Consider the following 12392-nt stretch of genomic DNA (forward strand, 5'->3'; position numbering starts at 1 on the left):
TCAGCACGCCTCCGGCAGTGGAATGGGAATATCGTCGGTGGTGAGCATTGAAAGCCACTCGCCGTTGCTGCGCAAAATCACGATGCCGCAGGATGCGTCGGGATAGGTTGGTGTCGCGCGGATCTCGACGCAATGAGACAGGTCGGCGCCGGCACAACTCGTTGCGGTCAACCAGTGCCGGGTGCGCGCAGGCGGCGCGGGCACCGGCGATGGCCAGTCGCCCGCCGGGTTGGCGCCATCCGCTCCCTTTGCGAACGACGTGGTAATGAGCGCATGACGCTCCAGCGTCAGCATCGCCGAGATCAACGAGGCGCGCGCCTGGAGCCGCCAGGCCCGCTCTGCGTGTCGCTGCCAGGCGGGCAAGGCCAATACGGTGAGTAGCGCCGCGATGACCGCCACCACCAAGAGCTCGATCAGGCTGAAGCCGGCGCACCGCCGAGTTCGATGGGGCTCGTTCATGGCGTTCATGGCGTTCATTGCGGTGTCCTGATCAGTTCGCGCCAGCCTAGCCGTCCGCGTTGGCGATGCCATCGGGCCTCTTGCATCGGAAGCGCGGTATCGCCTTCGATGCGCCACCACGCAAGGTCGAAGGTCTCGCGCGTGGAGGTTGCGGGCGCCCGCGGCTGCTCCAGTGCGCTGGTCGAGGTGGGAGTCGAGGTAATGATCGGCATGGCAGTCTGCCCATCCCATGGCAGGCCAGTCGCCGCTGGCACTGGCGCGCCGTTCTCGTCCTTCACGGTCACCGACACCCCGCGTGCCGCATCCACCAGATAGCTGCGCTGCTGTCCATCGGGCGTGACGGTCGTGAAAGCGAGATGCACGGGACTGACGGCGTGGAGGGTGTCGATCCGTTCGTCGGTACGCGGCATTCGCATCGTCCAGCCGGCGTCTCCCGGCAAGCCCCTGGGGTTTGCGGGCTGCAGCACGACGCCATCTCCCGTTGCCACCGCTTTGATACGGGAAGGCTCGCGACGAGCGCCGGATTGGTCTGGGATCGCCGAGAGTTCGCTACCGCTGCTGTAGACGACCATCGGTCCCGTACCTGTCTGGATGACGACCGGAGGTTCTGCGGTATCCGTCGAACTGTATGCATGGCGATGCATGCAGATCGGCGCGGGGACATCGGTGTCACGCGACAGGTGGTCGAGTCCAAATCGCCAGAGCCGCCCCCGGTCATCGCTGGCATAGACGGCACGCGCAACGCCGCTGGCATCGCGCCGGACCGTGGCAGCCAATAGCCGGGCCGCCGGTACCGAGACACCGCAGCCCGATGCGGGCAGGGACAAGCGTCGCACCTTTCCTGTTTCGTGCCAGGCGCTGACCGGCCGGTCGAGCGGCAGCAGTGCCAACGCGGCGGGCGTGTTCGATCCAGGCTCGGGTGCGAGGATTGTCACAGCGGCCCATCGACGCACACCATATTCCATCCACATGGCAGCGCGCACTGGCCCGCTGCCTGATAACGGCAACTGCGCATTGGCGCCAATCTCCCAGAGCAAGCCAATGGGCGTGGCGGCATCGGGGTCCGATACATCAAGCACGAATACCGCGCCGGCCTGGAGAGACGAGTTCGTCCTGTTGGCGGGAATGGCGCAGAGCAGTAACGTTCGCCATGTTCCAGCGGGATCGGCGTCGATGCTCTCCGGCCGGGGGCACGGCGCAGGGGGAAGCGGGTGGCCAGGCGTAGCGACCGATGCCGCGTCGCGGAGTAATGTGCGTGGCAGGTACGCAGCCAGTTCCTGTCCGGTGACTGCATCGAACCCATGTAGCAGGCCGTCGCGCGTGCCAAGCCAGACCGTGGTGCGGCGCTGCGCGTACCGATTGCGAAAGGGCGTGTGGCCCGGCTGCATCGGCAGCCATCGGGGCGGCGGCACGACATGAACGCGCGCGCCTGTGGCGCTGGCCAGCCGGGTATCGCGCGGGCGATGCGCCGCGTCGGCACCGCTGCCGCGCAGCCACGACATGCGCGATTGGCCCGTGCCGCCGGGTTCCACGGCATCGAGCATGACCTGGGTGTCGACATCGAGAGCGAACCAGCGCAGGGGATCGAGTCTGCCTCCGCCAAGGTAAAGCCGACGTTCGTCGATATCCTGCCGATCCAATACATCGCCGGCCTCCCATTGGGAGAGGACCGCCTGCGAAGACAGCGACGTTGTACGGAACGCCAGCGCTTCCAGCCGTCCTGTCCATGGATGTCCACCCGCCGAGATCCTGTAGCCGAGCGGCAATTGCCCGGGGGTGGCAAGGGCAGAAGGTTGCAAGCCGCAGAGCAGCGCACCCATGAGCCAAGCGATCATCGTCAAACTGCTGCTCATGGCTGGAACTCCGTCTGGAGCACGACGCGGATGCTCGGATCGCGCCCGATACCCAGGGCAACGATGGCCATGCGCGGCCACATGCCTGCGGCAGGACTGTCAGGATCGTCGCTGAGTTCTATGAGATAGCGGGGCAGGGTGGTGGCGCCGATGACATCGGCCGGGAGTTCCGGCAGTGTGGCGCCGGTGATCGAACCCAAAGGAATTCCCGCACTATCCGATGCGGCGCCATCGAGCCAGGATTGCCATGCCCGGCCATCGTCGTCTGCGCGGCAGATACCCGCCTGAGGGCCGCTGCCACAGCTACCGGGCGCGGGCCAGGCAGATAGTCGGTCGCTGGAAGACGCCGTCGCGGCGATCAGGTCGGCTTCGGCATCGCGCAGCGCGGCTTCGGCGGCGCGGAACGCAATCTCTCGATCCAGTTGGTGGCTCGCCAATTGCCGCCCTGTCAGCAGAAAATGCACTGACGCCGCGCCGATGCCAGCGATCAGCAACATCAGCGTGGCGACGAATGTCATCAGCGCGGCGCCACGATGCCTGCGGCGATTGCGACGCGTCAGCATAGGCCCTCCATGCAGTGCGATGGATTGCGCAGTCGGAGCGTGCTGACGAACGTGCGGCGTCGCAGTGCAGGTTTCGCTTTGGGAGTGAATGTGTCGTCATCGACGACATCTTCCCCCGCCGCTACAGGCAGCAGCGAGAGCCGCTGTCTCCACGCGTACAAGACGGTCGGGCGCTCTCCGCGAATCACCACGGCAATCTGCACGGCTCGCACGCGATGCCACGTATCGGCACCGAGGGCATCCACACCTTGTGCCGACAGGAAGCGCTCCACCGCACCGTCACCATTCGCGTCGATGCCATAGCGCAATTGCAGTGTTTCCACACCGCGCACCAATGTGCCTGACGTGTAGCGCGTAGCCCGCACGCGGGTGCCCTGGCGGCTCGGATATCGGCATAGCAACTGCGGCACGCCATCGCTGGCGATGCCGATGTAGAACAGGTTAGTCGCGGCGTGGTGGGGCAACGGGGCGCCATCCGGCGGCAAGGCACGCGCCGGCAACGCATACCCACCGCAGTCGCTCATCGTCCCATCGGGCAAGGTCGGGTCCGTTGCACGTCCACTGCCTGAAACGCGAACGAGCAGCGCATCGCTGCGTAGCACGCCGGCGCGTGCACAGTTGAGGCTGGCATCGATCGATGGCATCGCGCAGTTATCGCGCCCTTCGATCGGCGGGACGGGCGCGGGATGCAACGGGGAAAACGCGACCTGCCCGGGTATCCATCCGGCCTGCCGCACCGCATGCCCGATGATGGCTAGCGCGCGCTGGCCGCGTTCCTCGATCTCCATGCTGTCCGCCACGCTCGCATAGGCGTCGCGCGCAGCCCAGAAGGACAGCAGTACCGCTACGGTCACCAGCATGCCCAATGCCAAGCCAACCATCATGTCGACGAGCGTGAAGCCGTGGCTGTGCAATCGCCTCTTCATGGCGAAGCCCACAGCGCAATGCGCGTCGGCATGACAGTGTCCTGTGCCACCCGGGACGTTGCCTCGGCAGGCAAGATGGCCACAGCAAGGCGAGAACCGGGCAGGCATCCACCGTCAGGCGATGCGGTCTCGCACAGCGCCACGCGCGACGCATCGCCACCGACGATCGGCCAGGCGTCGTCTCCCACCTCGGCTTGCTCCGCAGCCAGGCGAAGCGTCGCCACCAGCCGCTCGTGCTCGCCACTCCAACGCAACCACCCAGTCGACAGTCCGGCCAGCGGCACGGCCGCAAGGCCAACGATGGCGATGCAGAGTAGCGATTCGAAAAGGGTATAGCCGCCGCGATGCCTACGATGCGTCAGGCAGGATGAGGACGGAGCGTGGGAAGAAAGGGTCGGAAACATCGGGCATTCGTTCGGAAGAAACGGATGCCAACGATAGCGGCGGAGAGGACGCTAAAACGTGTCCGGTTGTTGTGGATCTGTGGAATTTTGTGTCCGAGGGGGAGTCGGAAAGCTCGGACGTTTCGCTGAACCTTAGGGCATCGCGCAGGTCGCTGGCGCGGTATCGGGATTGCAGATGCGGGATCGGCCCAGCAGGCTGATGTCGACCACACGTTTCGAGGTGCCGATCTGGAAGCCTGCCTTCATCGACATCTGTGCTTTGCCTGTCGTCTGGGAGTAGCCGGCGGGTGAGAAGGTGATGTACGACAGGCCAGCAGGGGTGGTGGACGTTGTGATTGTGACGTCCGAAGGCAATTCGTTGCTCTCGGCGATGAGGCTGTCGCTTCCCGTATATTCCCCGTCGGGCGACACATGCTCGTTGAAGACCTGCCAACCCTTGCGCCAATCGCCTTCAATCGGCGCGATGGTCACATAGCTGTTCGAAGCCGCGGCAATCGTTCGCGCCTTTGATACCGCCGAGTGGAAATCACCCGCTACGGTGACGGCGCGTTGGCTCCGCATGAACTGGGTCATGCTGGGGACGGCGAACCCGACCAGCACAATGCCCACCGCCATGGTGGTGATGAGTTCCAGCAGCGTGAAACCGCCCGTGCTGGGTGATAGTGACCTTGGCATGATGTTCACCAGCAGTTCGGGGTTTGCGAAGGCGTGCTGCCATTGGGCATATTGTCCCGCTTGCCCGTGGTTTGCAGGACCAGCGTGCCGCACGTGGCGTCGGCGCGATTCGGAATGGCTTGTAGCTCAATGCATTGCCCGGCCACGGAGCCGGCGCAAGTGACTGCCTGAATACGGTACGCGCTGCCGCCCGATGTATCGCCGGAGTACTTCTTGTATCCCTCCCAGGGGGAGGGATCCGTGTTTGAGGTCGCGTACGTATTGAACTGCGAGTAGTGCCGCTCGAACAGCTGCATGTTCGTCATGAGCGCGGACTTTGCCTCCGTACGCCGACCCTTCAGGATGAACTCGTTGTAAGACGGATAGGCGAAGGCGGCCAGGATGCCGATGATTGCCACTGTGACCATCAGTTCGGCGAGCGTGAACCCTTGTTGGTGGCATCGGTCGAGACGATTCATGGCGACGGCCCTCATGGTCAGTTCGGAATCTTGAAGTTGCGGACCTCGCGCCAGCTCACGCGACCTGGGCGCTCGCTGCTGATGGGGGAGGCGGTGGATGTCAGCGTGCCGCCAGCGCCGAATCCATACACGGTCGTCTTGGTCTGCTGCTTGACGCCACCGATCGAATCGCGGTCGCCCACCGTGACATTTGTCACGATGATGGCCGGCGCACCCAGCAGGCCATTGGTCGAGAGGTAGCCCGAAATGCCCTGGTATGGCAGACCCGTCAGCGTATTGAGACCGTAGCTCCGGCTGCCACCCGAGGTGCCGCACGTTCCAGTCGCCGTATAGATCGAGTTGAAGTACACCATGCCGCCTGAAACAGCAGCGGACGTTACCTGTCGCTCGCTGGAGTCGAGGAAGTCCATGACCCAGCCGGGCTTCCGGGGCGCGACGTAGCCGGGAGCTGCAGCCGTTCCCGAATACTGGATGGACTTGCCGCCGTCGTAGGAGGTCAGCGTCAACTGGTTGAGCTTGCTGCGATCGCTCACGTAGTTCGTGCCACCACCATCGTATATGCCGTAGAACGAATTGAACTCGGTGGTGGGCGTGCTCGTGTCGGCCAGTTCGTAGTACTTGCCCGTACCGAACAGCACCATGTAGCCGCCCGGCGCATAGACGATCTCCGGTTGCATCGTGATCGGCTGGCGCGTGCCGGTGCGGGCCGATGTGGCGACGAACAGCGGCTTGCGCGAAGTGCCGCCGTATTCAGGCAATGCGCCATCGCTGCCACCATTCCACGTCGACGGCAGTCCCGAGACATCGAACTTCCACAGGTTGCCTTGCAGGTCCCCGGCGTAGAGTGCCAGGCCTATGCCGCTGACCTGCGATACCAGCGCTGGCGTGCTCAGGCCGTTGGCCGTGGCGGTCGTCGAAGGAGAGGGCGTGACGATCTTCCAGTAGTTACCGTTCAGAGACCATGCAGCGCTGGGCGTCTTGTCGAGCGACAGGATGAACAGCACGCTCGGGGCATCGGTGTTTGCGTAACCATCCGCCTGGTTCGAGTTCAGTCCATTGCCGACGATGGCGTACCACTTGTAGACGGGTGCCTTGTTGCTATCGTAGCCGCTGAGCAGCTTGGTAATGACCGGGGTGCCCATGACGTTGCCCATATCGGCATCGTCCTTGTCCGTGAACTCCCACATCACGTTACTGCCGCTGAACGGCGTGCCAACGGGATCGGTTACGTCCAGGGCGTACACGCCCTGCGCACCGCCGCCGAAGCCACCGACCAGTACTGATTTCCAGGCATCGTTCACTTGCGCTTCTTCAACCACCGGCGTCGCATCCACATAGGCGCGATGCTTGTAGCCAGTGGTGGTGAGCTGGTTCAGGCTGCCGATGACAGCGCTCGGGACGTAGGCAAAGACTTCCGAACCGTCCGACGCCTTGAAGCCGTGCAACATGCCATCGTTCGCGCCGACATAGACCATGGGCTGGCGAGCAATGTACCTCGCGCGGAAGGTCCCGTAGTTTTCTCCGGTGCGCGACGCAGAGGGCGCACCGACATACGTCGGTCCAGAGTTAATGATGTCGCCGAACACCGTCTTGCGGCCACGAAACACGCCGCCATTGCCAAGGCTGTCGGCTTCGAGGCTCCGGTCACCGCGCAGATAGTCCACTCGCTGCTGTCCGCGACCGTCGGCAACGTTGGTGCCGGGATTGAGGTTTAGGGCATCCTGCTGCGTCTTGCCGAGATTGGCCCACTGAAATGCCGCACCCGCGCCGGCCGCTGTGCTCAGTGTGTAGATCGAGCGGCTCGCAAAGCTACGTTTGGACAACAGATCGCCCGCTTCCCAGGCCGGTGTGGAGGAGACGGTCACAAGGCCGTCGGTGCCCTTCGTCATCTTGTACGCGGTGAGCTTGCCGTTCCATTGCTGGTCGAAGCCGGGCGTATAGACAAAAGCGTCGGTCATGATCCGGTTGGCACTCAGTGCGATGCCCGACAGCGTACCGGCGGAACTCGTGATCTGTGTGAACACCTGCTTGATAGCGCTGATCATCTGCGCCGGCTGGCTGGCGAGGAACCAGTTCGACGGCAGGTTGGAGCCCGTTGGTGCCGCTTCCCATTCCGTGTTGTTTGTGACGACGGTACCGCCTGCACCGAGGGTCTTGAACGGGTTGCCATCCTTGTTGCCGCCATCCGTCGTTTCTTCCTTGAAGCCGCCGTACTTGGCAGCCAGGTAGATCTGGCTCTGCCGCTGTGAATCGCCAACGGTGCCGTTGCCGTTCTCATTGACGTCGATGCCGAAGGTCGTCACGCGAGCTTCAGGCATGGTGGGCCGGAATGCCGAGGTGTGCGCCCAATAGGCCACGCCAGCCATGTAGTAGCTGGACCAGCTCGATGTCGGGTGATTCTTCGTGCCGAGGTTCGTGAACGACGAGTCGAGCGGATTGCTGTTGCCCGCTGCTGGCCGGTTGGTTTCCAGTGCGCCGACCTTATTGGTCCACTCCACCACATTGAACTTGCTCCAGCTGTCCGTGGCACGCGAGGGATCGCCCTGGCCGGTGACGGAGTTGCCGGGAATGTAGTGGTCCTGGTGGGTGTTGATGTCGCCGATGGTCAGCACGTAGTTGCGCTGGCAGCTGTTCAGCAATGGATCGGTCCAGGTCTTGTAGTACGGGAAGTTGTCGGCGTAGGCGGTGGTGACGCCACTGACCGCCTCGGGCGTAGGGCCATCGGGGTGGTTCTGCAGGTAGCGAATGCTCTCGTAATAGAGCTCGCCGAGCGGATCGTACGTCTTGTAGTTGCCAACTGGATTGTCAGTGGGCTTGCCCAGGTCCGTGACCATCGTGCGGCCGAACTTGTTCAGGTAGTTGATGACGCCGCTGTTGCCCGTGGCATCGTTCAGCGGATTTGCCAGCAGCACGCCGTAGGCATCCCATTCCTTGGCCGGGTTGGTGATCGAGTTGAGCGAGGTATTGACCGCGTTGTCACCAACGTACTTCATCGGCGCGCGCAGCACGCCACCGTATCGCTCGTTCTGTGTCAGACCGGAGTTGTTTGTGGGATCGTTGAGGTAGCCGAAGGCGGCGAATCGCACGCGATCGGCATTGCGCTGCATTTCGCCGACGGGCTTGTAGTTGGTTCCGTCATAGCTGTAGCAAAGATCGGTACGCGTCGTGGCCTCGTTGCTGTCGCAGACCTGTACCTGCACGCGGAAGCCACGCCGTTCGGTAACTGTACCCCGGCTATTGGTCACGTCGGCATAACTCTTAAGATTGGTGCAGCCGGCGCTGGTGTCGTTGCTGTCGGAGAAATAGATATGGTTTCCGCACGATGCCATGTACAACGTACTGTACTTGAATGGCGTGACCTTGTTAGGCGCGCTCGTCGTACCGTTCCCGTTGATGCTCTTGGAGGGGAAGTAGCTGCCGCTGCGGAAGAAGTCCGCCCGCAGCATTGCGCGTTGCAGCACCGTTTGCGTGCGCGTGTCGATCACTCGGTCGCCGCCCGTCATGGCAAGTCGCAACTCATCGATTGCCGAGGCGGCAGCCCAGTTCATGAAGTTCCCACTGAATGCAGACGAACATTCGTGGTTGGCATCGGCGCCACCCGAGATGGTGAAGTAGCCGTTCGTCGCGTCGTAGGCGTAACACTTGGTGTTGTTGAAATACCCAAGGTAGTTCTGGGACTTGTCGTAGGTGCCCCGATACGCAGCGCCTGTGGTCGGAAATTCCACCGACAGCGTCAGCATCAGATTTGGATGGATGTTCTGCGACTGGCCGTAAAGCGGCGTGCTGGAAATTGCAACGGTCGGCACGGTCGTCGGCGCAGCGGACAGCAGTGCGCACCAGAGCATGGCGCATGCTGCGAAAAGGCGAGGTAAGTTCTTCATGAATGCGGTCCCGGTCGATGGGTGGCAGTCGATGGCAAGAGGGAAGTCGTTTCAGTGCGCTGCGTCAGCGGCGTCTTCTTTTCGATAGACCATTTGCAGCACGGCGCGCGTGCTGTCGTTTGGCCCGAATCCCATGGCGGTGACCCGATACATGTAGGACGCGTTGACTGCTTCGCCCGATGCCTTGTAGGAAACCAGCTCGATCAGGTATCGCGGCTTTCGGGATGGCGAGAGCCCCGAGCCAGTGGGAAAGGTCCGGCCGGTAAAGGTGCCGTACTCCACGGTCCGGTTATCCGAGGTCGCGGTCCAGTCGATGGTGTCCCATATCGGAGCCCCGGCGGCGCTGAACGTATCGCACAGGCCCAGGTAGGCCGAGGGCATCTTCGTTCCGGTATTGCATGCGCCGCCCTCGAATCCTGTCAACGAGTCCTTGGCAAAGAGGCTGGAGCGCGATTGCGGCGCGGCTGCGCTCTTGATGTCGATCTCGGCGTCGTACAGCGCTGCCTCGGCAGCCTGGTACGCAATCTCGAAATCCCGTTGGTTGCGGGAAGAGCGTTTGGTATCGATCGCAATGCGTGCGCCCGCCAGTGCCAGCAGCGTGATGACGAGCAGCATGATCACGGCGGTGATCAGCGCGATGCCGCGTGCGCCGGGACGATCGGCCAGACGAGCGCGCAATGCAGGTTGGGCGTTCACATGCATGTCGATTCTCCGCATGTCTGGTAGTTGCGGACCTGAACCGTGGCGGAATACAGCTTTCTCACGGATTTCGTGTCGGTCGTCGGCGTGTAGCTTGCGTTGTCGCCGGTGTAGAGCGGGCCGAACAGCGAGATGGCGGCGGGCGCTTGCGCATCGGCGCTGGCGTTGTCGGCACGCACGACGAGTGCAATCTTCACCGTCTTGACGTTGACCCAGTCTGTCAATGCCATGGCGCTGGCCGTGGCGTATTTGTCCGGCACATCGTCATCGTTGGTGCTTACGCCGTAGAGCAGTTGCATGGTCTCCACGCCCGAAACCAGCTCCTGGGTCACGAAGGTGGTCTTGCTCTCGGTGCCGGAGCCGTCACGCTCGCGGTACTTGCACATGAGGGCCGGCTTGCCATCGGCGCCGTTGCCGATATAGAGGATGGAGAGTCCCCGATCGGCGCTGGCGGTATCGGAGTTGCTGGCGCCCGCCACGCCCTGGCCCGAGCAGTCCACCACGGACTCGTCAGGGCTGGGATCATCCTTCGACTTGCTGAGCCCGTAGTACCGGATCATGACAGCATCGCTGGCATTCAACGACCCGCCAGGGCCGCATGCCATCGTCTCGCTGTCGTTGGGATTCGAGCATGCGTCGATGCCGCGCAGGTTGTCGTCATACACGGGCATCATTCCGCCGGATTTGTTATCGCTGACGGGCACGTAACCCGTCTGGCGCATGAGACGGGTCATGACGGATAGCGCAAAGGCGCCGCGTTCCTCCAGTGCGGCGCTATCGTCGATGGCGACATAGCTGCTGCGGCTCATGATGTAGAACGCCGTGGCCGCCATCAGCACCAGCAGGCTGATCACCAGCGTGACCATCAGTTCGATCAGCGTGAAGCCTCGGGCGCGGCCGAGGCGGGAGAGGGGTTGTGCAGGGCGGGCCATTTAACTGGATACCCCCGGCGTGACCACCACGACGATCTGAACCGTGGCCGAGCCATCGGCTTTGGTGCCGTCAGGCGTGCCGGCATCGCCGCTGTCATTGAAGCGAGATATCCAGCCGATCTTGATGACCAGCGGCGCATTGGTCGGATTCGCAGCAGGCGAGCAGTTCCACTCATAGCCGGTCGTCGCGGACCACGTGCCGATGTCACGGCAGATGATGGCCCGGCCGCCCGGCAAGGTGGTGGTCACACGGCGGGACCATTCGGCCATGTCGAAAGCGGCGGATACGGGCTGGCACACGGTGGACGCCCCAAGACATGCCGTCTTGTAGAGGTTGTCTGCGTCGGAGACCTGTGGCGTGCCGAGCTTGGTATCGAGATTGAAGGCGCCGCCATCCACCAGCAATTGATGCGCCCGCATCCGGTCCGCCATATCGTTGGCCAGTTGCAGGGCGACTACGTCATAAGACGATTGCTGGGCGAAGCGGAAGGACTTGATGAGCAGGTTGGCCACGCCGAGCACGCCGAAGGCGAGCACGACGATGGCTACCAATGCTTCAAGCATGGTGAAGCCGGCTGCCTTACGGCAGCGGAATTGACCCATTTTGACTCCCGTCCAATAACGACAGTTCTTTTTGTTCTGTGCGCAGCGCGCTGGAATTCTGTTGGCGTCCGAGCCTCTTCGGGACCGGTTACCGCCGGGCTGTTGTCGCCCTTATGCTGCCTGGCTGCGTGAAAAACGCGCGCTTGTACGCCAGCCTCCTACCCGAAGGAGGTTGGTGCAGATTAGACGGCTTTTTTGAAGAAATGGCTACCCCTTTGGTGGGGTGAGAATCGCAATTTCCTTAAGAGCGTCGCGGAATTCAGACACATACCTGACGCTGCAGTGACCGGCCCAAAAGGCATGTTTCCGGGGGTTACCAGGATTTTCGCCTTTTTTCCCAGTGCCAGAGTAGTCACTCTATGCGAGTGTTCGCTTCGTCGAGGGACTCGGCGGAGACTGAGATTGCCACAATTGATTCAGGCAACGTTCCTCTGTCGCAGAGGGTTACCAGCAGGTGCCAGGCGTGTCGCTGTCGGTGCCGCTCGCTTTCTTCTCGTTGAGATTGTTGACGGACAGGACGCCGCACGTCGGGTCCGAGCGATCGCCCGCTGGCGTGGCGGTTAGTACAAAGCCGGTCTTGATGGAGCCACCGGCCGGTGCGGCGATGGTGATGATGTAGTTGCTGGATTCGCAGGTATCACCGGATGGCGTTGTCGTGTCGCTGCATGGCGTGAGTTTCAACTGCCGGGGATTGGTCGTGTACCCGTTATTGATCGTAAAGTAGCGCTCCAGCGCACCCTGCACGCGCGCCAGGCCACTCTTGGCCTCCGCGCGGCGTGTCTTGGTCACGAACTGCTGGTATTGCGGAATGGCGATCGCCGCCAGGACGCCGATGATCATCACGGTGATCATCAATTCGATCAGCGTGAAGCCACTGGCCCGCGAGGTGTGTCGGCTGTGCGTGATTACCGTTTTCATCATGGTGCTGGTTTCCTGGTT

At 62.7% G+C, this 12392-nt stretch carries 12 protein-coding genes; all 12 read right to left on the minus strand.

Annotated elements, in window-relative coordinates; translation table 11 throughout:
• The 12 genes from ABDB81_RS00885 to ABDB81_RS00940 all read right to left on the minus strand — a co-directional run bounded on the left by ABDB81_RS00885 (position 1) and on the right by ABDB81_RS00940 (position 12374).
• Positions 1–477, minus strand: a complete 477-nt coding sequence (locus ABDB81_RS00885; protein WP_346809391.1) for a prepilin-type N-terminal cleavage/methylation domain-containing protein — start codon at positions 475–477, stop codon at positions 1–3.
• Entirely contained in the window at positions 474–2312 is a 1839-nt protein-coding gene (locus ABDB81_RS00890; RefSeq protein WP_346809393.1) for a pilus assembly protein PilY, read from the minus strand. Before ABDB81_RS00890 ends, ABDB81_RS00885 begins: the two co-directional genes overlap by 4 nt.
• Positions 2309–2875: a pilus assembly protein PilX gene (locus ABDB81_RS00895; protein ID WP_346809395.1), complete on the minus strand. Its 567-nt coding sequence runs from the start codon at positions 2873–2875 to the stop codon at positions 2309–2311. Before ABDB81_RS00895 ends, ABDB81_RS00890 begins: the two co-directional genes overlap by 4 nt.
• Entirely contained in the window at positions 2869–3801 is a 933-nt protein-coding gene (locus ABDB81_RS00900) for a PilW family protein (protein ID WP_346809397.1), read from the minus strand. Before ABDB81_RS00900 ends, ABDB81_RS00895 begins: the two co-directional genes overlap by 7 nt.
• Positions 3798–4205, minus strand: a complete 408-nt coding sequence (locus tag ABDB81_RS00905; protein ID WP_346809399.1) for a type II secretion system protein — start codon at positions 4203–4205, stop codon at positions 3798–3800. The genes ABDB81_RS00900 and ABDB81_RS00905 overlap by 4 nt, the downstream gene beginning before the upstream one ends.
• A gap of 132 nt (positions 4206–4337) precedes the next feature.
• Entirely contained in the window at positions 4338–4880 is a 543-nt protein-coding gene (locus tag ABDB81_RS00910; RefSeq protein WP_137925179.1) for a GspH/FimT family pseudopilin, read from the minus strand.
• Positions 4881–4885: 5 nt separating this feature from the next.
• Positions 4886–5338, minus strand: coding sequence for a type IV pilin protein (locus ABDB81_RS00915; protein ID WP_137925132.1), 453 nt, complete (start codon positions 5336–5338; stop codon positions 4886–4888).
• 17 nt (positions 5339–5355) lie between these two features.
• Complete coding sequence (locus ABDB81_RS00920) at positions 5356–9219, minus strand: PilC/PilY family type IV pilus protein (RefSeq protein ID WP_137925133.1); 3864 nt, start codon at positions 9217–9219, stop codon at positions 5356–5358.
• Between the two features lie 51 nt (positions 9220–9270).
• Entirely contained in the window at positions 9271–9921 is a 651-nt protein-coding gene (locus ABDB81_RS00925) for a PilX N-terminal domain-containing pilus assembly protein (protein ID WP_137925134.1), read from the minus strand.
• Positions 9912–10850, minus strand: coding sequence for a PilW family protein (locus ABDB81_RS00930; protein ID WP_137925135.1), 939 nt, complete (start codon positions 10848–10850; stop codon positions 9912–9914). The genes ABDB81_RS00925 and ABDB81_RS00930 overlap by 10 nt, the downstream gene beginning before the upstream one ends.
• Positions 10851–11453: a type IV pilus modification protein PilV gene (pilV, locus tag ABDB81_RS00935; RefSeq protein WP_137925136.1), complete on the minus strand. Its 603-nt coding sequence runs from the start codon at positions 11451–11453 to the stop codon at positions 10851–10853.
• A gap of 444 nt (positions 11454–11897) precedes the next feature.
• Positions 11898–12374: a type IV pilin protein gene (locus ABDB81_RS00940; protein ID WP_160473290.1), complete on the minus strand. Its 477-nt coding sequence runs from the start codon at positions 12372–12374 to the stop codon at positions 11898–11900.
• Between the last annotated feature and the right edge of the window lie 18 nt (positions 12375–12392).

The sequence above is a fragment of the Cupriavidus sp. DL-D2 genome, assembly GCF_039710735.1.
Taxonomy (GTDB): domain Bacteria; phylum Pseudomonadota; class Gammaproteobacteria; order Burkholderiales; family Burkholderiaceae; genus Cupriavidus.